General features: G+C 67.8%; 21 protein-coding genes and 1 pseudogene. 10 read left to right on the forward strand and 12 right to left on the reverse strand.

What is annotated here, in order from left to right; all coding sequences use genetic code 11:
- The first annotated feature begins 67 nt into the window (after window positions 1–67).
- The 3 genes from CSW63_RS05880 to CSW63_RS05890 all read left to right on the forward strand — a co-directional run bounded on the left by CSW63_RS05880 (window position 68) and on the right by CSW63_RS05890 (window position 3,005).
- Window positions 68–1,369, forward strand: coding sequence for an amino acid permease (locus tag CSW63_RS05880; RefSeq protein ID WP_062094266.1), 1,302 nt, complete (start codon window positions 68–70; stop codon window positions 1,367–1,369).
- Window positions 1,366–2,661 carry an amidohydrolase family protein gene (locus CSW63_RS05885; protein WP_062094267.1) on the forward strand — a complete coding sequence of 432 codons (1,296 nt, stop codon included), beginning with the start codon at window positions 1,366–1,368 and terminating at the stop codon, window positions 2,659–2,661. The genes CSW63_RS05880 and CSW63_RS05885 overlap by 4 nt, the downstream gene beginning before the upstream one ends.
- A gap of 110 nt (window positions 2,662–2,771) precedes the next feature.
- Entirely contained in the window at window positions 2,772–3,005 is a 234-nt protein-coding gene (locus tag CSW63_RS05890; protein WP_062094268.1) for a hypothetical protein, read from the forward strand.
- Here CSW63_RS05890 and CSW63_RS05895 read toward each other — a convergent pair.
- The 5 genes from CSW63_RS05895 to CSW63_RS05915 form a co-directional block, all read right to left on the reverse strand.
- The gene (locus CSW63_RS05895) at window positions 3,002–3,586 is read right to left on the reverse strand and encodes a TetR/AcrR family transcriptional regulator (protein WP_062094269.1); all 585 of its coding nucleotides are present in this window, start codon (window positions 3,584–3,586) and stop codon (window positions 3,002–3,004) included. The two genes, CSW63_RS05890 and CSW63_RS05895, sit on opposite strands and share 4 nt — an antisense overlap.
- A gap of 160 nt (window positions 3,587–3,746) precedes the next feature.
- Window positions 3,747–4,889, reverse strand: a complete 1,143-nt coding sequence (locus tag CSW63_RS05900; RefSeq protein WP_062094270.1) for an aromatic ring-hydroxylating dioxygenase subunit alpha — start codon at window positions 4,887–4,889, stop codon at window positions 3,747–3,749.
- A gap of 160 nt (window positions 4,890–5,049) precedes the next feature.
- The gene (locus CSW63_RS05905; RefSeq protein ID WP_062094271.1) at window positions 5,050–6,681 is read right to left on the reverse strand and encodes an NAD(P)/FAD-dependent oxidoreductase; all 1,632 of its coding nucleotides are present in this window, start codon (window positions 6,679–6,681) and stop codon (window positions 5,050–5,052) included.
- Between the two features lie 164 nt (window positions 6,682–6,845).
- Window positions 6,846–9,923 (reverse strand): efflux RND transporter permease subunit, encoded by a 3,078-nt coding sequence (locus CSW63_RS05910; RefSeq protein ID WP_062094272.1) that lies wholly within the window; start codon window positions 9,921–9,923, stop codon window positions 6,846–6,848.
- A gap of 3 nt (window positions 9,924–9,926) precedes the next feature.
- On the reverse strand, window positions 9,927–11,003 hold the full coding sequence (locus CSW63_RS05915; RefSeq protein WP_168193607.1) for an efflux RND transporter periplasmic adaptor subunit: 1,077 nt from the start codon (window positions 11,001–11,003) through the stop codon (window positions 9,927–9,929).
- 76 nt (window positions 11,004–11,079) lie between these two features.
- Here CSW63_RS05915 and CSW63_RS05920 point away from each other — a divergent pair, with 76 nt between their 5' ends.
- Window positions 11,080–11,712, forward strand: coding sequence for a TetR/AcrR family transcriptional regulator (locus CSW63_RS05920; protein ID WP_062094274.1), 633 nt, complete (start codon window positions 11,080–11,082; stop codon window positions 11,710–11,712).
- An 81-nt stretch (window positions 11,713–11,793) separates the two neighbouring features.
- Window positions 11,794–11,994 (forward strand): hypothetical protein, encoded by a 201-nt coding sequence (locus CSW63_RS05925; RefSeq protein ID WP_082749368.1) that lies wholly within the window; start codon window positions 11,794–11,796, stop codon window positions 11,992–11,994.
- On the opposite strand, the gene CSW63_RS05930 is transcribed toward CSW63_RS05925, so the two are convergent.
- Window positions 11,991–13,406, reverse strand: coding sequence for a PLP-dependent aminotransferase family protein (locus tag CSW63_RS05930; protein WP_082749376.1), 1,416 nt, complete (start codon window positions 13,404–13,406; stop codon window positions 11,991–11,993). The genes CSW63_RS05925 and CSW63_RS05930 overlap by 4 nt on opposite strands.
- On the opposite strand from CSW63_RS05930, the gene CSW63_RS05935 reads away from it, so the two are divergent.
- Window positions 13,405–13,815 (forward strand): DUF983 domain-containing protein, encoded by a 411-nt coding sequence (locus tag CSW63_RS05935; protein ID WP_062094276.1) that lies wholly within the window; start codon window positions 13,405–13,407, stop codon window positions 13,813–13,815. The two genes, CSW63_RS05930 and CSW63_RS05935, sit on opposite strands and share 2 nt — an antisense overlap.
- Before the next feature lie 5 nt (window positions 13,816–13,820).
- On the opposite strand, the gene CSW63_RS05940 is transcribed toward CSW63_RS05935, so the two are convergent.
- Entirely contained in the window at window positions 13,821–14,129 is a 309-nt protein-coding gene (locus tag CSW63_RS05940) for a polyhydroxyalkanoic acid system family protein (RefSeq protein WP_062094277.1), read from the reverse strand.
- 115 nt (window positions 14,130–14,244) lie between these two features.
- Between CSW63_RS05940 and didA the strand changes: the two genes are divergently transcribed.
- Window positions 14,245–14,460: a DNA damage-induced SOS-independent cell division inhibitor A gene (gene didA / locus CSW63_RS05945; protein WP_062094278.1), complete on the forward strand. Its 216-nt coding sequence runs from the start codon at window positions 14,245–14,247 to the stop codon at window positions 14,458–14,460.
- A gap of 30 nt (window positions 14,461–14,490) precedes the next feature.
- A complete protein-coding gene (gene dgcA, locus CSW63_RS05950; RefSeq protein WP_062094342.1) occupies window positions 14,491–15,492 on the forward strand; it encodes an N-acetyl-D-Glu racemase DgcA in 1,002 nt (333 codons plus the stop codon).
- On the opposite strand, the gene CSW63_RS05955 is transcribed toward dgcA, so the two are convergent.
- Window positions 15,465–16,457: a helix-turn-helix domain-containing protein gene (locus tag CSW63_RS05955; RefSeq protein WP_062094279.1), complete on the reverse strand. Its 993-nt coding sequence runs from the start codon at window positions 16,455–16,457 to the stop codon at window positions 15,465–15,467. The genes dgcA and CSW63_RS05955 overlap by 28 nt on opposite strands.
- 111 nt (window positions 16,458–16,568) lie before the next feature.
- Between CSW63_RS05955 and CSW63_RS05960 the strand changes: the two genes are divergently transcribed.
- Together CSW63_RS05960 and CSW63_RS05965 are read left to right on the forward strand one after the other, a co-directional pair.
- Complete coding sequence (locus CSW63_RS05960; RefSeq protein ID WP_099503913.1) at window positions 16,569–17,792, forward strand: acetyl-CoA acetyltransferase; 1,224 nt, start codon at window positions 16,569–16,571, stop codon at window positions 17,790–17,792.
- Window positions 17,793–17,800: 8 nt separating this feature from the next.
- A pseudogene (locus tag CSW63_RS05965) lies at window positions 17,801–18,662 on the forward strand (DUF1295 domain-containing protein).
- Window positions 18,663–18,805: 143 nt separating this feature from the next.
- Here the strand turns inward: CSW63_RS05965 and CSW63_RS05970 are convergent.
- The 4 genes from CSW63_RS05970 to CSW63_RS05990 all read right to left on the reverse strand — a co-directional run bounded on the left by CSW63_RS05970 (window position 18,806) and on the right by CSW63_RS05990 (window position 24,382).
- Window positions 18,806–19,558: a DUF72 domain-containing protein gene (locus tag CSW63_RS05970; protein ID WP_062094281.1), complete on the reverse strand. Its 753-nt coding sequence runs from the start codon at window positions 19,556–19,558 to the stop codon at window positions 18,806–18,808.
- A 179-nt stretch (window positions 19,559–19,737) separates the two neighbouring features.
- Window positions 19,738–21,126 (reverse strand): L-serine ammonia-lyase, encoded by a 1,389-nt coding sequence (locus CSW63_RS05975; RefSeq protein ID WP_099503911.1) that lies wholly within the window; start codon window positions 21,124–21,126, stop codon window positions 19,738–19,740.
- A gap of 155 nt (window positions 21,127–21,281) precedes the next feature.
- Window positions 21,282–22,934, reverse strand: coding sequence for a M28 family metallopeptidase (locus tag CSW63_RS05985; RefSeq protein WP_062094283.1), 1,653 nt, complete (start codon window positions 22,932–22,934; stop codon window positions 21,282–21,284).
- 224 nt (window positions 22,935–23,158) lie between these two features.
- A complete protein-coding gene (locus CSW63_RS05990) occupies window positions 23,159–24,382 on the reverse strand; it encodes an alanine racemase (protein WP_082749370.1) in 1,224 nt (407 codons plus the stop codon).
- Between the last annotated feature and the right edge of the window lie 38 nt (window positions 24,383–24,420).

Raw genomic sequence — 24,420 nt, forward strand, 5'->3', positions numbered from 1 at the left:
GGGTAGCGTAACGGGGGGCGGTCCATCGGGCCGCCCCTTTTTGTTCTCGGGGGGAAGCTGAATCGCGATGACGTCCCTGAAATCCAAGCCTCTGGGCATTTGGATGTGCGCCGCCCTCGTGGTCGGCAACATGATCGGCTCGGGCGTGTTCATGCTGCCCGCCTCCCTGGCGCCCTACGGCTGGAACGCCGTCATCGCCTGGCTACTGACCATCGGCGGCTCGTTATGCCTGGCTTACGTGTTCGCCAAGCTGGCGGGCGCCTTTCCGCGCGCCGGCGGACCCTTCGCCTATACCGAGGAAGCGTTCGGGCGCGCGCCGGGCTTTCTGGTGGCGTGGTCCTATTGGATCTCGGTTTGGGTCTCCAACGCGGCCATCGCCATCGCGGCGGTGAGCTACCTCAGCGTCTTCATGCCCGCCATCGCCAAGACGCCGGGCCTGGCGGCGCTGCTGACCGTGGCGGTGGTGTGGGCGGCGACGGCGATCAACTGCGCCGGGGCGCGGTCGGCGGGGTGGATTCAGCTGGTCACCACGATCTTGAAACTGATCCCGCTGATCGCGGTGGCGGGCCTGGCCTTTAGCGTGCTACACGCCAAGGGGGGCGCAGCGATTGCGCCGTTCGAACCCTCGGCCTTGTCCGGCGGCTCCATCACTGCGGCTGCGGCGCTGACGCTTTGGGCGCTGCTCGGGGTGGAGACCGCGACTATTCCGGCCGACAAGGTCAAGGATCCCGCGCGCACCATTCCCCGGGCCACCCTGGCTGGCACTGCGTTCGCAGGCCTTGTCTATCTGGTCGTCTCGTCGGGCGTCCTGCTTCTGACCCCCACCGCCGTGCTGCAGGGGTCCAACGCGCCGTTCGTTGATTTCGTGACCTATCATGGCGGCGGAGACTTCCGGCTTGTTCTGGCGGCCTTCGCCGCGATCAGTGCGCTGGGCGCGCTCAACGGCTGGTCGCTGATCCAGGGGGAACTGCCCGCCGCCATGGCCCGCGAAGGGGTGTTTCCGGCCTGGTTCGGCAAGACCACCGCCAACGGCACGCCGGTTCGCTCGCACGTGGCGTCGAGCGCGCTCGTCACGATCCTGGTGCTGATGAACTACGCCAAGTCGATGGCCGACGCCTTCACCTTCATGGCCCTTTTGGCCACCGCCGCGTCCCTCTTCGCCTATCTCTTCTGTTCCCTGGCGGTGCTGCGGCTTATGCAACAGGGGCGCATGGCGCCGTCCAAGGGGCTGGGCTTGGTGGCGGCCGTCGCGGCGGTCTATTCGGCCTGGACCTTCTATGGCGCCGGGTGGTCCGTGACCTTCTGGGGGCTGGTGCTGCTGGCCGCCGGCGTCCCGATCTACTGGCTGATGCGGAGAGCCGCCCGATGATGTCTCGCCTCGTTTGCGCCGCCGCCTTGGCCGCGCTGGTTCCGGCCGTCGCCTCGGCCCAGGTCACCTATGTTCGCGCGGGCAAGCTGATCGACCCCCAGGCCGGCAAGGTGCTGACCGATCAGATGCTCCGCATCGAAGGCGATCGCATCGTCTCGGTAGGCCCCTGGAAGGGGGCGCCGAAGGAGGGGGCCAAGGACGCGAAGGTCGTCGACTGGTCGGGCCTGACCGTCCTGCCGGGCCTGATCGACATGCACACGCACATGGTCGACGACGAGCAGAGCGAGAACATCGCCCTGCCGCTGCTGCGCACGGCGGCGCAGCAGGCCTATATCGGCGCGGGCCACGCCCGCTTGACCTTGATGGCCGGCTTCACCAGCGTGCGCGATGTCGGCGTCTGGCGGGCGCTGAGCGATGCGGCTCTTCGCGACGCCATCAACGAGGGACTCGTGCCGGGACCCCGAATGTCCGTCGCCGGCGCCTATGTCACCGCGCCGGGCGGGGGCGGGGAGATCACCGGCGTCGCGTCCGACGTGGCGATTCCCGCCGAGATGCGGCGCGGCGTGGTCGATGACGCCGCCGACGTCCACAAGAAGGTCCGCGCGCTGCTGGTCGGCGGCGCCGACTTCGTCAAGCTGATCGCCACCGGCGCGGTGCTCACCGAGGGCACCGAACCTGGCCAACTGGAACTCTCCGAGGATGAGATCCGCGCCGCCGTCGCGGAGGCCGCCAAGCGGGGGACCTATGTCACCGCCCACGCCCATGGCGCGGAGGGGATCAAGATCGCCGTCCGCGCCGGCGTCCGGTCGATCGAGCACGGCTCGCTGATCGACGACGAGGGGATCGCCCTGATGAAGGCCAAGGGCGCCTTCCTGGTGGCTGACATCTATAACGGCGACTTCATCGACACCTATGGCCGCGAGCACGGCTGGCCGGCGGGCATGATCCGCAAGAACCGCGAGACCACCGACGCCCAGCGCGAAGGCTTCCGAAAGGCGGTCAAGGCCGGGGTCAAGATCGCCTACGGCACCGACGCCGGCGTCTATCCGCACGGCTGGAACGCTCGCCAGATGCCCTACATGGTCAAGTACGGCATGACCCCGATGCAGGCGATCCAGTCGGCGACCACGGTGGCGGCCGAGCTGATGGGCAAGACCGGGCAGGTCGGCTGCGACGCGGCCGGCTGCTACGCCGATCTGATCGCGGTGAAGGGCGATCCGCTGTCGGACATCTCGACCCTGACCCAGGTGGCCAAGGTCATGAAGGGCGGAACGATGGTGAAGGACGATTGAGGCGTCGCGCGTCATTCGTTGTGCGCTGCAGCGCAATTTCGTTGTGCGACCGCAAAACAACTGTCATGACGCGGTGAGTAAGTGTCCGCTGAGTTGTCCAAGGAGGTCGCATGACCGAGAATCACTACTACGTCCGTCCCGTCGCCGGCGTGTGGCATGTGACCTGGAACGACTCGGCCGAACTGATCGGCGCCTACTCGTCGCAGCATGAAGCCGAGGCCCTGGCCCAGTTGCTGGCCCGCCACATGCGCGCCCAAGGCCGCAAGGCGGACGTCCACACGGCCGAGGCCGAGGCGCGTACGCCCTCGTGGGGTCGCAACCGCGCCGCCAATCAGGCCGCTTAGAGCCAGCCTTCGACCGCGCGGGTCACGACCGCGCGGGCCTCGTCCGGACTGAAGGTCGCCGGATCCAGGCACAGCTCCAGCCATAGCCCGTCCACCGTCGCCGTCAGGGCGATGGCGGCCAGACGCGTGTCGCGCGCGCCCGCATCGGCCAGTAGAGCCTCCAGCCGGGCGCGGAAATCGGCATAGGAGGCCGCGTGGATCGCGGCCATGCGCGGCTTGGTCTTGACCAGTGACCAGAACCCGATCCACGCGGCCAGCAGCCGTTCGTCCAGCACCGGCGGCGCGAAGCTCGCGCCTAGATAGGCCAGCAGTCGCGCGCGCGGCGTGTCTTCTGCGGTCGCCAAGGCCGCGTCCAGGGCGGCGTCGATACGCTGCGACACGGCCTCGTAGGCCGCCGCGATCAGGTCATCGACACCTTCGAAATAGTGGCGCAGCAGGCCCGGCGAGACTCCGGCCTCGGCGCAGATCGTCCGCACGCTGGTCCCGCCCACGCCCTCGCGCGCCAACACGGTCTCGGCGGCGGCCACCAGCGCCTGCCGACGGACGTCGGGCGCCTCGCGGGTGAAGGCGGCGCGGGTCATCGTCTGACCAATCTCGCCAGACAAGCTGTGTCATCCCGGACGGCCGAAGGCCGATCCGGGACCCAGGGGCGGCTTCCCCAGAGGTTCTTCACCCCCTGGATCCCGGCTCTCCGCTGCGCTCCGGCCGGGATGACACGATGATTCTGCCGAGGTGATCGCCTCACCATCCCTCCGGCGGCTTTGGCATCCGGCTTTCCGGGATCAAAGCGCGCATCTTGCGACCGAAGCTGCGCAAGCTGACCTCGCTGGTCGCCAGCGGGCCGGCGGTAAAGGTGCGCGAGGCCATGCCCTGCTGCACGCGGGCCACCAGCTCGGTATCCTCGGCGTTGACCTGCCGGTTGATGCGCCAGTTCAGATAGCGGGCGGCCTTCATCTCGCGCCGCTCGTCCGGCAGGGCGTAGGCGATCTCACGGATCATCGTCTGTTCGGCCGAGATCGGGATGAACTGCATGAAGTCCACCTGGTCCGGATAGATGTCGAAGGCGAAGTTCGGCCAGAGCTTGAAGTAGGTCCACAGCCGCTTGCGGTCTTCGGGCAGGTGCGCAACATCGGGCAGCAAGTCCTGATAGAGGCGCTCGGACGGGCTCTCGGACGGCTCGTCGATCAGTTGGCCCCACATCTTGTCGACATAGGCCTCCGCCTCGACCCCGTAGCCCTTGCCGAACAGCCGGGTCAGGCCCGGATGTGCGACCGGGATGTGCAGGCCGTCCGAATAGTTATCGCTGATGTTCTTCCAGTTCACCGCGCGCGGCCGCAGCGTGACGCGGCCAAACGGCTGAAGCTCCTCGAAGCGGTAGTGCGCCACCTCGTCCTCGTAGGGCGCCATCATGGTCGCCACCGAGGGGCCGTCGCCCTCGATGCGGACAAAGACGAAACCGCGCCAGATTTCGGTTTCGATGGAGGCAAGACCCTCCTTGGCCATGTCGAGGGCTGGATAATCATCGCGCATCGGCACGCCGATCAGCCGGCCTTCCAGATCATAGGTCCAGGCGTGGTAGGGGCAGACAATCCGTCCGCCGCAGCGGCCGACCGGTCCGTCCAGCAGCCGCGCCCCGCGATGGCGGCACACATTGGCGAAGGCGCGCACGCCGCCGTCCTTGCTGCGCACGACCACCAGGCTTTCGCCGATGAAGTCGAAGGTGTGAAAGTCGCCGGCCTTGGGGATGTCGTTCAGATGGCAGACGATCTGCCACGACGGGCGGAACACCTTGTCCTGCTCTTCCTTGAAGAACCGCTCGCTGGTGTAGATCCAGCCGGGCAGACCCCAGTCGGAGAGGGGGTCATGGTTGGAGATCTGGGTCACTTGCCCCCTCCGCGCGGAGCCTGTCCGCGGGCGCGCGCTGCGCGCGACCCGGGGGCGCTCCTCCCCCGTAGGGGGAAGAAGGTGGCCTTCTGCCCCCTTTGGGGGCGGACGACCTCGCGGAGCGAGGTCAGGTGGGGGGCCTTCTGAGCTTGCCGCATGATCACCGCCCCACCACCGACAGCTTCACGGCCGTGGCGAAGTCCTTGTCGCGCAGGATTTCGCGGGCGGCGTTGCGGCCCGGATTGCCCGAGACACCGCCGCCGGGGTGCGTGCCCGCGCCGCACATATAGAGGCCCGCGATCGGCGCGCGGTGGCTGGCGTGACCCAGCAGCGGGCGTGTGGCCCACAGCTGATCCAGCGACATGTGGCCGTGCATGATGTCGCCGCCGATCAGGCCGAACTTCCGTTCCAGATCCAGCGGCGACAGGATCATCCGCCCCAGCACCGAGGCCTTGAAGCCCGGCGCCCATTGGTCGACCGTGTCGATGATCAGGTCGGCGGCGGCCTCGCGCGCGTCGTCCCAGGAACGACCATCGGGAAGCTCCGGTGCGAACTGCTGGCAGAACAGGCTGGCCACGTGCTGGCCGGGCGGGGCAAGGCTGGTGTCGAGGCTGGACGGAATCAGCATCTCGACGATCGGGGCCTTGCTGATCCCATCGCCCTTCGCGTCGCGATAGGCCGCGTCCATGTAGTCGAGGCTCGGGGCGATCACGATGCCCGATTGGTGATGCTCGGCGGTCTCCCTGCCCGGCAGGCATGTGAAGCTGGGCAGCTCCGACAGCGCCACGTTCATCCGGAAGGTGCCGGAGCCGTTCTTGTAACCCTCGACCGCCTTGCGGAAGTCCGGGGTCAGGGCCGAGGGCGGCACCAGCTTCTTGTAGAGCAGGGCCGGGTTGACGTTGGCGCTGACGATCGGGGCCATGATCTGGCGGCCGTCGACCAGCTGCACGCCGGTGGCCTTCTGGCCATCGACATGCACCGCCTCGACCGGGGCGTCGAGCAGGATCTCCACACCCGCCGCCTCGCAGGCCTTGGCCATGGCTTGGGTGATCGCGCCCATGCCGCCGACCGCGTGGCCCCAGGCGCCCTTCTTGCCGTTCACCTCGCCAAAGGTGTGGTGCAGCAGCACATAGGCCGACCCAGGCGTATCGGCGCTGGCGAAGTTGCCGACCACGGCGTCGAAGCCGAAGGCGGCCTTGACCGGCTCGCTCTCGAACCAGCTGTTCAGCACGTCGCGGGCGCTCTTGGTGAACAGGTCCAAGAGGTCGCGCTTGCGCTGGCGCGACAGAAAGGCCAGGCGTCCGCCCTGGCGCAGAGCGCGCAGCAGACCAGGCAGACCATCGCCCAGATTCGGCGGCGTTTCCTGGGCCAGGTCGCGCAGGATGTCACCGATCTCGTCCAGCATCGCGTAGTAGTCAGGCAGCACTTCGGCGTCGCGCCGGCTGTACTTGCGGAACTCCTCCTGGGTGCGCTCCAGCCCCCCGCCCAGCTTGATGTACTTGTCGTCGCTGATCGGCAGGAAGTTCGAGATCGGCCGTTCCAGGAAGGTCAGACCCAGCTCTCGCAGGCCCATGTCGGCGATCACGCGCGGGTTCAGCAGGCTGACCGTGTAGCTGGCCACCGAGTTGCGGAAGCCGGGGTGGAACTCTTCCGTCACCGCCGCGCCGCCAACGACGCCCCGCGCCTCGCAGACCGTGACCTTCAGCCCGGCCTTGGCCAGGTAGAAGGCGCAGACGAGGCCGTTATGGCCTCCGCCGATGATGACCGCGTCGCGGGCCTGGGTGACCGCCATGGTGTGCTCCCCTGAAGATGGGGAGAGTGTTGCTATACGATCGTATAATAGGCAAGGGGCTTCAATTGCCCCCTCCGGGCCTGCGGCCCTCCTTCCCCAGAGGGGGAAGAAGGTCGCGCAGTCTTTCTGCCCCCTCTGGGGGCGGACGACCTCGCGGAGCGAGGTCAGGTGGGGGCAAGCGTCTGCGCCTTCCCGCGCGCCGTCAGCCAGTACATCACCGGCGTGGCCACCCGGCTCAGCAGCGTGCTGGTGATCAGGCCGCCGATGATGGCGATGGCCAGGGGCGAGTAGAGGCCCGAGCGCTCCAGGGCCAAGGGCAGCAGACCGCCGATCGCCGTCACGCTGGTCAGCAGTACGGGCAGGAAACGGACCTCGCCGGCCTTCTCGATGGCGTCGTGCAGGTTCATGCCCTCGCGCCGCAGCTGCTCGGTGAAGTCGACCAGCAGGATCGAGTTCTTGATCTCGATGCCGATCAACGCGATCAGGCCGATCGTGGCGGTGAACGATAGCGAGTTGCCGGTCAGGGCCAGGGCCAGCACCGCGCCGAACACACCGAACGGGATGATGCCGGCGACCACCAGGGCGGTCTTGAACTTCTGGAACTCCAGGACCAGCACGGCCAGGATGCCGAAGATCGCCACGAGCACCGCCGCGCCCAGGCCTGCGAAGCTTTCCGACTGCGCCTCGGCCTGGCCGCCCAGCGACAGGCGATAGCCAGGCGGCATCGGGACTTCCTTCTCCAGGCGCTGCACGATGTCCTCGGTCACCTTGGCCGTCAGATAGCCGGTCGCGACATAGCTGGTCACCGTCACCGTCCGCTCGCGGTCGAAGCGGTCGATGCGGGCCGGGCTCGAGCGCAGGGTCGGGGTGGCGATCGCGCCCAGCGGCGCGGCCTCGCCGTCGGCGGTCGGCACATAGACGCCGTTCAGGGCTGAAAGTGGATTGCGCGCCGCCCCGTCCACCTGCGCGGTCGGCAGGCGCACCCGCACGGCGTAGTCGTCACCGTCGGGATCGCGGAACCGCGCGGCCTCCTCGCCCGACAGCGCCAGACGCGTCACGCGGCGGGCGGCGCCGGCCGGCACGCCCAAGGCGGCGGCCTTCGCCTCGTCGACGCCGAGATCAAGGTCCGTACGGTCCAGGCGCATCGGGTTGCTGACATCGCGCGCGCCGGGCGTGTCTTTCAGCACCGCCTCGGTCCGGGCGGCCAGGGCTTTTAGCACCTCGAGGTTCTGGCCGGTGATGCGGATGGCGATCGGGGCGTCGATCGGCGGGCCGTTCTCGAAAGCCACCACGGTGATCCGCGCGCCGGGGTACTTGCCGAAGTCGGCGCGAAGGGCGTCCAGAACCTTGTCGCTCTTGCCCGGCTTCCAGGCCTCGAAGCTGGCATAGACCTCGGCGAAGCTGTTGGAGCTCTCGCGCTGGCTCTTGTTGTAGAAAATCTGCGGGTTGCCACGGCCCAGATTGCTGGCGCGCCACAGGATTTCGGGCTCCTTGGCCAGGCGAGCGTCGACGAAGCGCAGCGCCTGATCGGTCCGCGCCAGCGACGCGCCGTCGGGCGTTTCGATCCGGATCAGAAACTGCGGTGTCTCGGCGGGCGGGAACAGCGAGCTGCCGATCACCTTCACCAGCGGAACCGTGGTGGCGCACAGGGCCAGCATCAGGGCCAGGGCCAGCCAGGGGCGGGCTAGCGAGGCGTGCAGGACGGGGCGATAAAAGCGCTGAATGCCGCCGTTCACCGCTCGCAGGATCGCATTGCCCTCGGGGTCGGAGTGCTTGTCCAGGATCCGACTAGCCAGAAATGGAATGATGGTGAGCGACACGAGCAGGGATGCGCCCACCGTGCACAGCACCGTCACCGGCAGCGACTTGATGTAGGCGCCCGAGCCGGCGGGCAGGGCCATCAGCGGCAGGAAGGCCAGCATCAGGGTCGCCGTGCAGCCGACGACCGCCAGGCCGATTTGCCGCGCGCCATTGACGGCCGCCTCCGTGCGTTCTTCGCCCTCACGGATACGTCGGGCGATGTTCTCGGTGATGACGATACTGTCGTCGACCAGAAGGCCTAGCGCCAGCACGAAGCCGGCGATCGACAGCTGGTTCAGGGTGAACCCGAACGCCTGCAGCATCGACAGGCCGATCAGCAGGCTGAGCGGGATCGACACCATCACCACCACACCGGCGCGCGGTCCCAGCGGCAACAGGGTGATCAGCACCAAAACAAGCGCGATGCCGAAGTCGCGGAACAGGTTCTTGAGGCGATGCTTGACGTTCTCGGCCTGGAAGAAGGCGCGCTCCAGCTTCACCCCGGCGGGCAGGGCGCGCTCGTACTCGTCCAGGACCTTGCGGACTTCCTGGGTGATCTTGGCGACGTCCTGGCCGTCCTTCTGTTTGACGGTCACGAAGACGGCGCGTTTGCCGTTGAAGCGGGTGACGTGGGTGGGCTCCTGCTGGGCCCAGCCGATGGTGGCGACGTCCGAGACGCGCACCACCTTGCCGCCGATCGACCGCACGGGGGTGTCGCTGATGGTCTTCAGGTCGCGGAACGCGCCGCCGGACTTGACGTTGAAGCGCCGCTCTCCGGCCTGTACCGCGCCGATCGGCGCCTCGGCGCCGGCCGCGCGCAGGGCGTCGGTGACGGCGGTGGCGGGCAGCTTCAGGGCCGACAGCCGGGCCAGGTCCAGCGTCACCTGCACGTCCGACGGCGGCGCGCCCCAGTATTGCGCTTCACGCACGCCGGGCACGCGGTCCAGCCGTTCGCGAAGACGGTCGGCCACCTTTTCCAGGCGGCGCATCGGCAGGGTGTCGCTGGTCAACGCCACCTGCACGACAGACACCTCGGTGGTGCGAGCGCGCTGGATGTCGAGGCGGGCCAGACCGGCGGGCAGATTGCCCCGGATGGCGTTCACCTCGCGGACCACCTGATCGTACTTGCGCTCGGGATCGACGTCCCAGGTGAAGTGAACCGAGACGACCGCCGCCCCGTCCAAGCTGACCGACTCGACCTTGTCGATATTGTCGAGCCCGTCGACCGCGTCCTCGATCGGATCGACGACCAGTTGCTCCATCTCCGAGGGCTCGGCGCCCGGCAGCACGGCGCGGACGACCACGATCGGAATGGGGAAGTGGGGGTCTTCCGAGCGTGGAATACTGGTGAAGGCGTTGATCCCCAGCATCACCAGGAGGCCAAACGCCACGAGCGTGAACTGCCAACGGCGAACCGCGAACGTCGAAAGATCGAACTTCACGGCCTAGCGCCCCAGCCGGGTGGGATCGACCACGCTGACGGCCTCGCCGTCCGAGACGAAGCCCGCCCCGGCGGTGATGACCTGGGCGCCGTTCGGCAGGCCCGAAACGAGTGCGTTGTCGCCGTCGAAGCCGCCAAAGCCCACGGCCGTCCTCCGGGCCTTGCCGCCGTCGACCCGGAAGACGAAGGCGCGTTGGCCGTTGGCCTCCAGCACCGCTTCGGCCGGGACGCGGGCATAGGTGGTGGTGACGCCCGGTGCGGCGCGGACGCTGAGCGTGGCGTGGGCCACCTGGCCGCTGCGCAGCGCCGGCGGCGGCGCGGAAAGCTCGATCTCGACCAGGATCGCGCCGGTGCGGGCGTCCGCGGCCTCTCCAACCCGCGTGATACGGCCGTTCAGTGCGCTCGCCCCGATTTCCTCGACCGTTACGGTCGCCGTATCGCCGACCCGGACGCGCGCGGCGTCCCGAGCGGCTAGCGGCAGTCGGAGGACAAGCGGGCTATTGAGGTCGGCGACGCGCGCCACCACCTGGCCCGCGCCGACCACCTCGCCCGCCTGGGCGCGGCGCTCCAGCACTACGCCCGAGACGGGAGACACAAGGCTGGCCCAGCGACGATCGAAATGCGCCGCGTCAAAGGCGGCCTGGGCTGACTTCAGCGCACTGGTCCGGTCGTCGATGCGCTGGCGGCTGACATAGCCTTTCTCGAACAGCACCTTGTCGCGCTCCAGGTCGCGGCGCACGCGCTCGAGGTCGGCCTGGGTCTGCTGCTGGCGGGCGTCGACACCGGCGGGGTCAATGGCGGCGATGAGTTGTCCGGCCCGCACGCTGTCGCCGGCCTCGACCTTCATCGCGGTCAGGACGCCGGGAATCCGGAACGACAGCGCCATCTCGCGGCGGCGCTCCAGCGTTCCTGCGCCGGACACCGTGCCAGCGGCGTCAGGCGCGGCGACGCGAGCGGCCTCGACCGGCGTTGGCGCGGGGGGCGCCTCGGTCTTGGTCTTTCCGCCGCAGCCGCCTAGCGTCGCCGCCAAGAGGAGGGCCGCCAGGGGAGGAAGCGGTGTCCGCCACATAAGCTGTTCCAAATCAATCGGTGATAAGTTATCGGTGATTGATAACAGCGTCTTGTCAAGCTGGCCAGACGAGTCCTAGGACGTTTGGATGAAATCGCCGAAGATCAGATCTCCCCGTAAACCCAAGGGGCACGGGGCCGAGCGCCGCGAAGAGATCCTTGACGCCGCCCAGGGTCTGTTCGCGCAGAAGGGCGTGCATGCCGTCTCAACTCGTCAGATCGCCGAGATCGCCGGCATCTCGCAGCCGGCCCTCTACGCTTACTTCACCACCAAGGACGACATCGCCGCCGAACTGTGTGTGCGAGCCTTCGCGATCCTCGGGCAGCGGATGGCCGAAGCGCGGGTAAACTATACCCCGACGACCGAGAACTTTGATCGTTGCCTGCGGGTCTATATCGACTTTGGCCTCGACCACCCCGACGCCTATCGCGTGGCGTTCATGCTGGAGAAGAGCGTCGACGGATCGTTCCTGGAAAAGACCGGCGGAAAGCCGATGGCGGCGGGTCAAGAGGTGTTCCAGGTCTTCGTCGAGATGGTCGGCGAGCTGCACGCCAGCGGGCTAATGGCCGGCGACGACGTCATGGCGGCGACCCAGTCTCTGTGGGCGGGACTGCACGGGCTGGTCTCGCTGCTGATCGCCCGGCCGGAATTCCCGTGGATCGAGCGCGAGACGCTGATCGCCACCCACGTCGCCATGCTGCGCAGAGGGGCCCTCAAATAGGCGGCGCGCCTCTGCCGGGGCGTTGAAGTCGACGCTCTCGGCCTCTAAGTGAGCGCCTCGCTCTTTCGGGAAGGATCCCCCATGGCCAAGCTCCTGCCGCTTCAATCGTTCAGCCTGCAGGAGACCGAGGACGGCTACCGCCTGTTGGTTTCGGCCATCGGGGGCGAGTCGATCTACGTCTCGATCACCCCCGACCAGATGGACGACATCATCGACAGCCTCGAGAACGCCATGGGCGGCGAGGCGGACGGCGCCGAAGCCGAGGACGACGACGCGTTCTAAGGCGTGCTGAGCGATGCGAGCGCTTTCAGTCCTCTCGCCAGCGCCGCTGGCTTGCTCGCCGCGCCGAGCGAAATCCGCAAACCTTCGCCAGTGGCGCCGGGCGGCCTGAAGGCGTCAGCGCCGACCAGGGCCAAGCCGCGCTCGCGCGCCATCGGCGTCGCTGTCGCGTCCGGAAGCCAGACGTGCAAGCTCTCCGGGCCGCCGATGGCCTGGGGCAGAAGCTCCGAAGCCAGCCTACGACGCGCTACGGCCTCGGCGCGCACGCCCGCCAGCACCTTGGCCGCCACGCCCTCACGGATCCAGGTGGTGACCACGCCCGCCATCAGAGGGGCGGGCATCTGAGCTATGGTGTGCAGTGTTTCCGCCAAGCCTTCGGCGCGTCCGGGGGGGCTGGCGACATAGGCTAGCCGCAGCCCCGGAGAGAGCGCCTTGGCGGTGGTCGCGACATGGAACACGCCCTCGGGCCATAAGGCCGCCAGGGCGGGAAGGGGTTGGGCCGGCAACAGGCCATAGGCGTCGTCTTCCAAGACAGTCACCCCTGCCGCGCGCGCCACATCTATGATCGCCGTGCGCCGGGACCGGCTCATGGTCGCGGTCGTGGGGTTCTGGAAGGTCGGGGTGCAGCAGATCAGGCGGGGATCATGCGCCGCCATAAGCTGCGCCAGCGCCTCGGGCTCCAGGCCCTCGGCGTCCATCGGGCAGGCGACAAGTTTTAGTCCGCGCCGCCTCGCCGTCGCCAGAAGGCCGGGGTAGGTCAGGGTCTCAACCAGGATCGTATCGCCGGGCCGCGTCAGGTGATCGATCAGGGCTGTGAGCGCCGTCTGGGCGCCGCTGGTGACCACCACCCGGGCCGGGTCGATCCCATCCAGCGTGGGCGCGAGCCAAGCCGCGCCCGCCGCGCGTTGAGCCAGCGAGCCCGCGCCGGGATGATAGGCCATCAAGGTCGCGGGATCGGAGCGGGCCAGGATCGCACCGGTGGTCTCGCGCAGGAGGCCGGCAAGGTTCACCCCCTGAGGCGGGGGCGGCAGGTTCATCGACAGGTCGACGAGGCCGCTTTCCTCGTCTTCCGTCCGTCGACGGATGAAGGTGCCTCGACCGGTCGTCCCTTCGATAAGGCCCTGCTCGCGCGCGAGGCCATAGGCGCGGGTGACGGTGGTGAAGTCCACGCCTATCCGCAGCGCGACTTCGCGCTGGGCGGGAATCTGGTCGCCGACCTGCAATTCGCCCTCGGCCACCGCCGCCTCCAGCGCCAAGGCGATCCGACGATAGACGGGTCCCTCAAGCGTCTCGATCCGTCGCAGCCAAGCCGCAGCCGGATTCGGCGATCCCTTAGTTGCGGGCATGACGGCATATCCATACATTATGTTCGTAATGTATGGATCAATCCCGCGATTGTAGGAAGGGCTTTTGATGGCCGACGCCACCTATCCCAACGCTCCGACCCCGATAAGGGCCGGCTTGAAGTGCTGCTGCCCCCGTTGCGGCGAAGGCAAGCTGTTCCAGGGGTTCCTGAAGTTGGCGCCCGCTTGCGATCGCTGCGGCCTGGACTACGGATTCGCCGATCCGGCCGATGGTCCGGCATTTTTCGTGATGAGCGGCGTGGGGATCGTGATCACCGCCGTCTTCGCCTGGGTGGAGGTCGTCTATCGCCCGCCGATGTGGGTGCATCTGGTCACGGTGTTTCCCGCCTTCCTGGTGGGCTGTCTGGCGACCTTGCGTCCCGTAAAGAGCTGGCTGGTCGCCGCGCAGTACATCAACAAGGCCGAGGAGGGCCGCTTCGAAAGCCTTGGCCGCCACGACTTCGATCCGCGGCGGCTTTAGGCAGGCTATTTCAGCAGCAGCTGTCCACGACGGCTCAGCTCGTCCTTGATCTTGCCGGCGGCCATGCCGAGCAGGCCCGGCAGCGAGAGGTCGAGGCGGGCATGGTCGTCCAACACCTGCACGACGCCGGTGATGGTCTGACCCATGGCCACGGCCGAGAAGTTCAAGACATCGCCCGCCCAGCTTTGCGAGAAGCGGGCCGCATCGCCGCCAGGGATCTGACCGGCCAGCTGCGAGAGCCCTTCTTCCAGGCGACGCCGGGCTTCGGCCGCGCCCAACTGGTGGGGGATGTTGATGCTGACGGTCTTGGCCATGGTGTCCTCGTGATTCCGAGCCGTTGAAATGCGCGCGGTGGACGGCAAGTTCAATACGTCCGATTTTGTCGCATAAGCCGGTCAAGGTCGTTCCCATCAGATGAGGGACGACGACATGACCGACTTCGCCATGACCCAGCCGTTCGCCACGCCGCGCCGGTCTGCTCGTTTCGTCCGCCCGGGGCGTCCGGGTGGCTTGTGGGGCGCCGTCCACTATGCCGGCGTGCTGCTGGTCTGGCTGGCCCTGTTCGTTGTCGACCGTCCGCTGGCCCTGAAGGTGATGGCCGAACGCCGGGCCGACTCGCCAATCCCGCGTCACTGGGGCTGGTAGAGGTCCGCAAACGGCGCCATGCCTGCGGTCATGTTGATCGCCGCTTCCGCTCGCCCGGTCTCGCATCCGCTGAAGGCCCCGTTCCGCATCTCGCGTGGGGTCAAGACCGCCGCCGAGGTGGTCGAGGTGGTCGCGCGGGCCAACGGGCATGTCGGGCGCGGCGAGAGCGTGCCCTATGCGCGCTACGGCGAGACGGTGGAGAGCGTGCTGGCGCAGTTGTCGCCGGCCCTCGCGGCCGACGACGTCGAAGCCGCCTGCGCCGCTCTGCCGCCGGGCGCGGCCCGCAACGCGCTCGACCTCGCGCTATGGGACCTGCGCGCGCGACGCACGGGGGTCAGCGTCGCCGAGGCGACGGGGCTTAACACCCCGGACGATCTGGTCACCGCCGTCACCATCAGTCTCGACACCCCTGAGGCCATGGGCGCGGCTGCGCGCGCGGTCGCGGATGCGCCGCTCATCAAGATCAAGCTCTCGGCCGAGGACCCCGCCGCCCGTCTGCGCGCCGTGGCCGTCGCCGCGCCGAAAGCACGGTTCATCGTCGATCCCAACGAGGGCTGGACTTTTGAGATCCTGAACGACCTGAGGCCTCTGCTTGCCGATCTGCCCATCGCCCTCGTCGAGCAACCTCTGCCGGCGGGCGAGGACCAAGCGCTGGAGGGCTGGGATCCCCCGTTCACCATCTGCGCCGACGAAAGCGTCCATGTTGGCGGCGACCTCGCCGCCCTGCGCGGGCGCTATGGCGCCGTGAACCTGAAGCTCGACAAGACGGGAGGTCTGACGGAGGCCGTGGCCATGCTGAAGGCTGCGCGCACCCTGGGCTTTCAGGTGATGACCGGCTGCATGGTCGCCTCGTCTCTGGGCGTCGCGCCGGCCCTGCACCTCGGCGGGGCCAGCGACTTCGCCGATCTCGACGGCCCTTGGTGGCTAGCGACGGATCATCCCGGTGGCTTGCGTGTGGACCGGGGAAGGATCGCGCCGCCAAAGCCCGGCTTCTGGGGAGATGGTCAGGCCGCCGAAGGGCTATGGCTGTAATTCGCTTCCCCGCTAGGGGAGGAACCCAGCCGCGTGTTCCCCGTGTCGACCCCGCCGCCGCAAGAGCCGCATCGGACGACTGGCTCAAGCCGTGCGCCACAGCGGTGTGTCAGAATTTCTGGTGGGCCCTCGTTTCCTGACAGCCAGCGATCGCCCCAGGCCATCAGCGCAGCGATCAGTGGGAAAAGGTCACGTCCCTCCTGGGTGAGACGGTACTCCCAGCGCTCGGGCTTTTCCTGATAGCGCACGCGTTCCAGCATGCGGCGGGCGACGAGGCGCTCCAGGCGATCGGTCAGGATGTTGCTGGCGACCTTCAGTTCAGCCTGGAAATCGCTGAAGCGACGCAGGCCGTAGAAGGCGCCCGCGACGACGTGCGCGGTCCAGCGGTCACCCAGCACCTCGATTCCGCGCTCCAGCATGGGATGCAGGCCCTCGCCGCCGACGTCGTCATGGCTGGCGCGGCGCGAGTGTCGGGCGCGGGGGGCGGGCTCCAGGCCAGCGCCCGGGCCGGGCGACAGGGTGATGTCGCGGACCTTGACGATCTCACCGCAAGCGGCGCAGCACAGAACCGGCTTCAGCGGCTCTCCGCAGGTGGTGTGGATGATCTGGTGCGACGGGCAGGCCGGATCGAAGCGCCAGCGCATCTCCCAGCCCAGCAGCATCAAGGCCGAGTCGTAGAGATCGCGGCCCATCGGCGTTAGGCGATACTCCGACCGTGGCGGGCGATCCTGATAGAGCCGTCGCTCCAGTACGCCGCCCGCTTCCAGGCGCTTGAGGCGATCGGTCAGCAGCGAACGCGCAACGCCGGTCATTTCGACAAAGCCGTCGAAGCGGCTCACGCCCATGAAGGCCGCATAGAGCACCAGCAAGGTCCAGCGGTCGCCAATCAGGTTCAGCGCGCGCGCGGCTGAACTGCGGCGCACCAGCGCCGTACGGGCGGGGTCTGAAGCCGTCGGCGGGACCATGGCGGGCTTGGTGGAGCGTTTCGGTCTGGCGAGTCAATGTTCGACGATGGCGTGGACTCCCGACACGTCGCTTGTATAATCGGACTAACTAGAACAAGCGGGGGTGAGGCCATGGTCTATATACTGGGCGGCTGGCAGAGCGATTTCGCCGCCAACTGGAGCCGCGAGGGCCGCGAGCTGGCTGACGCCTTCGCCGAGGCTGTGGGCGAAGGCCTGGCCGCCGTGGATCTGGATCCCGAGGACGTCGAGACCGGTCACGTCGGCAACTTCGCCGCCGAACTGTTCGCCGGCCAAGGGCACCTGGGCGGCATGTTCGGCTTGGTGCATCCCGCGTTCGATGGCCTGCCGACCGCACGCCATGAGGCGGCCTGCGCCTCGGGCAGTATCGCCATCCTGGCTGCGGCCGCCGAGATCGAAGCCGGGCGCTATGACCTCGCCTGCGTGGTGGGCGTCGAGCAGATGCGCAATGTCCCGGGCCAGAAGGCGGCCGAGAACCTGGGCAGCGCGGCCTGGGTCGGGCACGAGTTCCAGGACGCCCGCTTTCTATGGCCGCGCGCCTTCTCCGACCTCGCCGACGAGTACGATCGCCGTTATGGGCTGAAGTACGAGCACCTGATGGGCATCGCCGAGGTGAACTTCGCCAACGGCAAGCGCAATCCCAACGCCCAGACCCGAAGCTGGAACTTTGGGCCCGACGCCTTCACAGCCGACGAGGTCGCCAACCCGGTGGTCGAGGGCCGCACCCGCAAGCAGGACTGCGGCCAGGTCACCGACGGCTCGGCCGTTGTCTTCCTCGCTTCGGAAAAGCGCGCTCGCGCCTATGCCGACAAGCGCGGGATCACGCTCGACAGCATTCCGCGCATCAAGGGCTGGGGCCATCGCTCCGCGCCGCTCAGCTACGCACGGAAGATCGAAGCCAGCCGCGATCAGGACTACGTGTTCCCGCAGGTGCGCCGAGCCATCCTGGACGCCCGCGCCCGGGCGGGGATTGCGCCGGATGTCTCGGGCCTTGACGCGGTAGAGACCCACGATTGTTTCACCGCCACCGAATACATGGCTATCGACCACCTGGGCCTGACCGCCCCGGGCGAGAGCTGGAAAGCCGTCGAGAACGGCGACATCGCCATCGGCGGCAGGCTACCGATCAACCCCTCGGGCGGCCTGATCGGGACGGGCCATCCGGTTGGCGCCACTGGGGTGCGTATGGTTCTGGATGCCTGGAAGCAGACCACCGGGCAAGCCGGCGACTACCAGGTCGAGGGCGCGAGAACCGTGCAAACCCTGAATATCGGTGGCTCCACCACGACGACGGTGAGCTTCGTGGTCGGGACTTAAGGACGAAAATCCTCCCCCTGGCTGAGAAGGATCCATTTCCCGCATCGCCCCGTATCAACCGCATACTTCCGTCCAGAGTCTTTCATGGCCATCCTCAGCATCCTCGCCGTCAACGCCGCCGTCTCGGCGGTCGCGTTCCTCGCCCTCTGGGCTGTCAGTCTACGGACGAAGGACGTCAGCTTCATCGACGCCTGGTGGGGCCCCAGCATGGCCTTGCTGGCCTGGAGCTCCCTGCTACAGGGACCGCACACGCCGCACGGCCTGCTGCTGACCGGGCTCTGCACCCTGTGGGCCGCGCGGCTGGGGATCTATCTGCTGTGGCGCTGGCGCAAGCACGGCGCCGATCGTCGCTATGTCGCGATCTTCGCCCACTATGAGAAGACCAAGCGCTGGAACTTCGCCACCACCTCGCTGATCATCGTGTTCGGTCTTCAGGCGGTGCTGAGCTATCTGGTCGCCCTGCCGGTGCAACTCGGACAGGGACCGGGCCCGCTGGGCGTCCTCGCCTATGCCGGCGCGGCGCTGGCCATCATCGGCATTCTGTTCGAGACCATCGGCGATGCTCAGCTCACGGCCTTCAAGGCCAATCCCGATAACGCCGGCAAGGTCATGGACAAGGGCCTGTGGCGCTATACCCGCCACCCGAACTATTTCGGCGACGCCTGCGTCTGGTGGGGCCTCTATCTCATCGCCGCCGAGACGGGTCTCGGCGCCTGGGCCTTGCCGGGTCCGGTGCTGATCACCTTCCTGCTCACCAAGTGGAGCGGCGTGCCGACCACCGAGGGCAAGATGAAAAAGTCCAAGCCGGGCTATGCGGAGTATGTGGCGCGGACTAGCGGGTTCGTGCCGTGGTTTCCGAAGAAGGTTTGAACAAAAAGCGGTGTCATCCCGGAAGCCTCGTAGAGGCTATCCGGGACCCAGGGGTGAAGGAACGCTGTGCGCGCCGCCCCTGGGTCCCGGCTCTACGCTACGCTTAGGCCGGGATGACACGGATTAGGTTCAGGAGGGGGCGCTTACGCCGCCCCCAGCTTCTCGATCAACGCCATCGCCGCCGCCGGATTCCTCGCCTTCGCCCCCGCGATGAAGTAGGCGAACACGTCGCCGCGCTCGGCCCACTTGCGGGTCTGGGCGACCACGCCGTCAAGCTCCTCGGAGGTCATGCCGGTGGGCTCGTCCTCGCGGCTGCACATCAGGCGGGCGTAGGTGAAGTCGGCGGTGGGCTGGTCGATGCACGGCCACTCAGGCGCCTCGTCATCGACGGCGTAGACGATGGCCACGCCATATTTGGCGCAGAGGTCGTAGAACTGCTGGCAGGCGAAGGTCGGGCTGCGAACCTCCACCGCATGGCGCAGGCGAACGCCCTTCTGCTCGTTTGGCAGTAACTTCAGAAAACCCTCGAAATCCGCCGGATCGAACTTCTTGGTGGCCATGAACTGCCAGTTGATGGGACCAAGCTTCGGACCAAGCTCCTCCAGCCCCTGCGACAGGAATTTCTCCAGCGAGTCGTTGTTCTCCGACAGCACCCGGCGGTTGGTGCAAAAGCGGCTGGCCTTGACCGAGAACACGAAGTCGTCCGGCGTCTCGTCGCGCCACTTCATCCAGCTGTTGGGCTTGAAGGTCGAATAGTAGGTGCCGTTGATCTCGATGCTGGTCAGCTTGGAGGACGCGTATTTCAGCTCGTCTTTCTGCTTGAGGTCATCGGGGTAGAAGGTCCCGCGCCAGGGCTCGAACGTCCAGCCGCCGATGCCGGTTCGGATCTTGCCCATGTGCAAATGTTCCCTTGATGTTCCGGTGGCGCACCGTAGAAAAAGGAGCGGGGACGGCAAGCCTCGAGACGCCCCACCTGACCTCGCTTCGCGAGGTCGTCCGGCCCCAGAGGGGGCGGAAGGCGCCCTTCTTCCCCCTCTGGGGGAGGAGGGCCGTCAGGCCCGGAGGGGGCGAGTGATCAACACTCCACCCGGTTGACCGACAGGCCCACCGCCAGGCCGCCCATCGAGGTCTCCTTGTAGATCTCGTTCATGTCCTCGCCGGTGCGCTTCATCGTGGCGATGACCTTGTCGAGCGACACCGAGTGCTGGCCGTCGCCCAGCAGGGCCAGGCGGGCGGCGTCGATGGCCTTGATGGCGCCCATGGCGTTGCGCTCGATGCAGGGGATCTGCACCAGGCCGCCGATCGGGTCGCAGGTCAGGCCGAGATTATGCTCCATGCCGATCTCGGCGGCGTTCTCGATCTGGGCGTTGGTCCCGCCGAGCGCGGCGGCTAGCCCCGCCGCCGCCATCGAGCAGGCGACGCCCACCTCGCCTTGGCAGCCGACCTCGGCGCCGCTGATCGAGGCGTTCATCTTGTAGAGCGCGCCGATGGCGGCGGCGGTCAGCAGGAAGGTGCGAACCTGTTCGGGCGTTCCCTTGTGGAAGCGGACGAAGAACCGCAGCACGGCCGGAACCAGGCCCGCCGCGCCATTGGTCGGGGCGGTGACCACACGGCCGCCGGCGGCGTTCTCCTCGTTGACCGCCATGGCCCACAGGTTGACGAAGTCCATCGCCGCCAGCGGATCGCTCATCTGGCGCTCCATCCGGCCCAGGATGGTCTGGTGGATCTGGCGGGCGCGGCGCTTGACGGTGAGGCCGCCGGGCAGCACGCCCTCCTGGCGCATGCCGCGATCGATGCAGGCCTCCATGGCGCCGAAGATACGGTCAAGACCGGCGTTCATCTCGCCCTCGCTCATCCGCGCGCGCTCGTTGGCGGCCATCACCTCGGCGATGGAAAGGCCCGCCTGCTCGGCGCGGTCCAGCAGGTCGGCCGCGCTTTCGAACGGGAAAGGAATCTCAGGGCCAGCCTCGGGCGGGGTGTTGCGGCCCATCTCGCTTTCGTCGCGAACGAAGCCACCGCCAATCGAGAAGTAGGTCCGTTCAGCCAAGAGGGCGCCAGCCTTATCGAAGGCGCTGAACGTCAGGCCGTTCGGATGCTGGGGCAGGCGCTCATGGCCCAGCCAGACGATGTCTGTCGCCGCGTCGAAGGCGATATCGACCTCACCGCCCAGCTTCAGCGACTGGCTGGCCTGGCTTTCCAGCAGGGTGGCTTCGCCGGCGTCGGGATCGAGCTCCGCCGGCACGAAGCCCATCAAGCCCAGGATCACGGCGCGATCGGTGGCGTGGCCTTTGCCGGTGAGGGCGAGGGACGCGTAGAGCCGCGTTTCGACCCGCGCGACGGAGGTCAGCTTACCGGCGTCGCGCAGCCGACCGATGAACAGCACTGCCGCCGTCATCGGGCCCATGGTGTGGCTGCTCGACGGGCCGACGCCGAGTTTGAAGAGGTCGAAAACGGAGGCGGTCATGGGGGAGGTCGCAAACTCAAGGTGTCATCCCGGAAGCCTCGGAGAGGCTATCCGGGACCCAGGGGCGGCGCGCACGGCGCTTTGTCACCCCTGGGTCCCGGCTCTACGCTACGCTCCGGCCGGGATGACACGGGAAGGAGCGTTTCGGACGAACCCTACTTCCGCTCGGCCTTGCTGGCGTCGCGCGCGGCCTTGAACTCCGAGCCCGCGCCCCAATCGGGCCAGCGGGTCGAGCCGGCCAGATCGCGGCCAACGCTGTAGACCAGAGCGATGTCGGCGCTCATGCCGTCCAGACGCCAGTTGTCGTTCCACTCGTCGGCGGGCTGGTGGTAGGCGTTGATGCGATAGGCGTCAGCGGCGGCCTTGCCGGCGGCGACACCCCCCTCGACCAGATCTTCGCCGGAACCAAACGAGATCGCCGGCACGCCGCGCTTGGCGAAGGGGAAGTGGTCAGAACGGTAGAAATAGCCGGCCTCTGTGGCCGGGTCGGGCGTATACACGCGGCCGACGGCCTTGCCCTTGGCGATCAGGTCGTCGAGCAGGTCGAGCTTGGCGTTGCCCGAGATCGTGAAGTCCTTGGCCGGGCCGGTCGGATCCAGGGCGTCGGTGTTGATGACGCCCGCCGTCTTGGCCAACGGATACAGCGGATTGGCCGCATAGTACTCCGAGCCCAGGAGGCCCTTTTCCTCGGCGGTTACGGCCAGGAACACCATCGAACGGTCCGGCTTGGGGCCGCTGGCGGCCAGACGGCCCATCTCCAGCATGGCGGCGATGCCGGTCGCGTTGTCGACGGCGCCGTTATAGATCTTGTCGCCCTTGGCGTCCGGCAGACCGACGCCCAGGTGGTCCCAGTGGCCGCTGAAGATCACGGTCTCGTCCGGACGCTTGGCGCCGGTGACCTTGCCGACCACGTTCTTGGAGACGATCACCTCGTGCTTGACCTTGTAGTCCGCCGAGAAGGTCGCGCCCTTCAATTCCACCGGCTTGAAGTCGCGGCTCTGCGCGGCCTTCTTGAGGGCGTCGAAGTCGAGCCCGGCCTTCTTGAACAGATCCACGGCGACGTCGCGCTGAATCCAGCCCTCCATCGGCGGGTGCGACTTGGCCGGCTCCTTGCGGACGATGTCGAACATCGTGTTGGTGTTTGAGTTCTTCACCGTGGCCCAGCCGTACGAGGCTGGCGCGGTCTCGTGGACGATCAGCAGGCCGGCCGCGCCCTGGCGTGCGGCTTCCTCAAACTTGTAGGTCCAGCGGCCGTAATAGGTCATCGCCTTGCCGCCGAAGTCGCCGGAACCGGTCTCGAAATCGGGATCGTTGATCAGGACGACGACGACCTTGCCCTTCAGGTCCATGCCCTTGAAGTCGTCCCAATTGCGCTCGGGCGCCTTGACGCCGTAGCCGGCGAAGACGATCGGGGCGTCCTTGATAGAGACGGCGTTCACGTTGGTCATCGCCGCGCGGATGGCGACCTGTTCGCCCTGGTTCAGCATGATGTGGTCGGCGCCGACCATCACGTGGGCCATCACCGGTCCGTCGATGTCGAACTTGCTGAGCGGCACGTCCTGGGTCCACAGGCGCTTGCCGTCCTTCAGATCGCCGCCCGGCTCTAGGCCCACGGCCTTCATCTGTTCGGTGATGTAGGCGACGGTCTTCGTCTCGCCGGCTGTAGCGGGGCCTCGGCCCTCGAAGGCGTCCGAAGACAGCGTCTTGATGTGGGCGGCCAGCTTGGCGGGGTCGATCTTGGGCGCGTCCGACGCGTGCGCCAGCATGGGCGCGGCGAACAGGGCGGTGGCGAGCAGCAGGCGTTTCATCGGTAAGCCCTCTTGGAGCAAATCTTGTCGTTGGGCGCGGACCCTAGAGCGCTCTTGCCCCAAGGGGAAGCGGTTTACCGCTACTCCTAATTCCGATCTCCCCGGCGAATGCCGGGGCCCAGATCCATCCGGCGCCTCTTGGGTGTTCGCGCCAATAGACAGCGCACTTTTCGGAGGCGCTTGCGGGCTCGATCTGGACCCCGGCGTTCGCCGGGGAAGCCGGTTTAGAGGGCGCTGACCCGCCGTCCGTCCACCGGCCAGCGTTCCAGCGTCGTCCCATCCCAGACGTGCAGGGCGTCATAGAGGTTGATGGTGGGGTCGCAGTGACCCGGTTGCAGCCAGACGATGTCGCCGACTTGGGGCGCGTCGGAGGGCCAGGCGCGGGCCGGATCGGCGTCGGCGCTGGCGACGGCCTTGTCGAAGCCCAGCGGGTCGCGACCGCCGGCCTTCAGCACGTCGATCAGGGCCGGATGGGCGATCATGCCATGCTCGTCGCCCATGGCCCGCCATAGCGAGCCCGTAGCGGCGCCGGCCACGACGCGGGCGGGCGGCCCGTCCATCGACACGGCCTTGAAGCCGGCGTCGCAGGTGACGTGGCTCTTGTGATTGGCCGAGACCACCGAGCTGGCGATGAATATCGCCGGCTCGAAGCCCCAGGCCTGTCCGTCCGGCGCGCCGCAGGCGTCGTACTCGACGTCCATCACCGCATAGGAGCCCGCCTGCAGCTCGGTGTAGACGCCGGAAGCCAGATCGTAGGCGTGGGTTCCCGTCCCACCGCCCGTCACGACCGGCGGCGGAAGCCCCGCCTCGGTCAGCTCCGCGACCAGGGCCTTGAGCGTGGCGAACGCGGCCTCGTCGGCCGATCTGCGCAGGCCAAGATCTTCCATGTGCTGCAGGTGGCCGAGATAGGCCTGGATTCCCGCGAACCGCAGCCCCGGCGCGGCGTCGGCGGCGCGCGCCAGCCGCAGGGCGTCTTTCGGATAGGCGCCGGCGCGGTGGGTGCCGAGGTCCAGGTCGATCACCACGTCCAGCGTCGCGCCCGCCGCCACCGCCGCGTCCGACAGGCGATCGATTTGACCCTCGTCGTCGGCGACCGCGCCAACCGTCGCTCCGGTCTTGGCCAGGGCCGCCAGCCGCGCCGCGCCCCAGGGCGGGGATGGGGCGGTGACCAGCACGTCCCGTACGCCGCCCGCGACATAGGCCTCGGCCTCGCCGACGGTCTGGCAGCACAGGCCAACCGCGCCGCCCTCGATGATCAGGCGGCCCAGAGCCGAGCATTTGTGCGTCTTGCCATGCGCGCGCAGGCGCACGCCGGCCGCATCGCACAGCGCTTGCATCCGGGCGAGGTTTCGCATCAGCGCCGTGCGGTCGATGACCAAGAGCGGAGTCTGAGGGAGGGCGGTCGCGGGCGGCAGGTTCATGTCTCTCCCCAATGTTTCTATCGTCATCCCGGGCGGCGAAGCCGACCCGGGACCCAGGGGCCAGA

The sequence above is a fragment of the Caulobacter sp. FWC26 genome, assembly GCF_002742645.2.
Taxonomy (GTDB): domain Bacteria; phylum Pseudomonadota; class Alphaproteobacteria; order Caulobacterales; family Caulobacteraceae; genus Caulobacter.

Excerpts from the sequence above, each read along its gene's own strand:
- dgcA (WP_062094342.1), top strand. The coding sequence starts at position 14,491 with ATGTTGATCGCCGCTTCCGCTCGCCCGGTCTCGCATCCGCTGAAGGCC.
- CSW63_RS05925 (WP_082749368.1), top strand. The coding sequence starts at position 11,794 with ATGGCCAAGCTCCTGCCGCTTCAATCGTTCAGCCTGCAGGAGACCGAG.
- CSW63_RS05905 (WP_062094271.1), bottom strand. The coding sequence starts at position 6,681 with ATGGCGGTCACCCAGGCCCGCGACGCGGTCATCATCGGCGGAGGCCAT.
- CSW63_RS05880 (WP_062094266.1), top strand. The coding sequence starts at position 68 with ATGACGTCCCTGAAATCCAAGCCTCTGGGCATTTGGATGTGCGCCGCC.
- CSW63_RS05960 (WP_099503913.1), top strand. The coding sequence starts at position 16,569 with ATGGTCTATATACTGGGCGGCTGGCAGAGCGATTTCGCCGCCAACTGG.
- CSW63_RS05885 (WP_062094267.1), top strand. The coding sequence starts at position 1,366 with ATGATGTCTCGCCTCGTTTGCGCCGCCGCCTTGGCCGCGCTGGTTCCG.
- CSW63_RS05985 (WP_062094283.1), bottom strand. The coding sequence starts at position 22,934 with ATGAAACGCCTGCTGCTCGCCACCGCCCTGTTCGCCGCGCCCATGCTG.
- CSW63_RS05920 (WP_062094274.1), top strand. The coding sequence starts at position 11,080 with ATGAAATCGCCGAAGATCAGATCTCCCCGTAAACCCAAGGGGCACGGG.
- CSW63_RS05955 (WP_062094279.1), bottom strand. The coding sequence starts at position 16,457 with ATGGTCCCGCCGACGGCTTCAGACCCCGCCCGTACGGCGCTGGTGCGC.
- CSW63_RS05975 (WP_099503911.1), bottom strand. The coding sequence starts at position 21,126 with ATGACCGCCTCCGTTTTCGACCTCTTCAAACTCGGCGTCGGCCCGTCG.
- CSW63_RS05895 (WP_062094269.1), bottom strand. The coding sequence starts at position 3,586 with ATGACCCGCGCCGCCTTCACCCGCGAGGCGCCCGACGTCCGTCGGCAG.
- didA (WP_062094278.1), top strand. The coding sequence starts at position 14,245 with ATGACCGACTTCGCCATGACCCAGCCGTTCGCCACGCCGCGCCGGTCT.
- CSW63_RS05890 (WP_062094268.1), top strand. The coding sequence starts at position 2,772 with ATGACCGAGAATCACTACTACGTCCGTCCCGTCGCCGGCGTGTGGCAT.
- CSW63_RS05990 (WP_082749370.1), bottom strand. The coding sequence starts at position 24,382 with ATGACGATAGAAACATTGGGGAGAGACATGAACCTGCCGCCCGCGACC.
- CSW63_RS05935 (WP_062094276.1), top strand. The coding sequence starts at position 13,405 with ATGGCCGACGCCACCTATCCCAACGCTCCGACCCCGATAAGGGCCGGC.
- CSW63_RS05940 (WP_062094277.1), bottom strand. The coding sequence starts at position 14,129 with ATGGCCAAGACCGTCAGCATCAACATCCCCCACCAGTTGGGCGCGGCC.
- CSW63_RS05970 (WP_062094281.1), bottom strand. The coding sequence starts at position 19,558 with ATGGGCAAGATCCGAACCGGCATCGGCGGCTGGACGTTCGAGCCCTGG.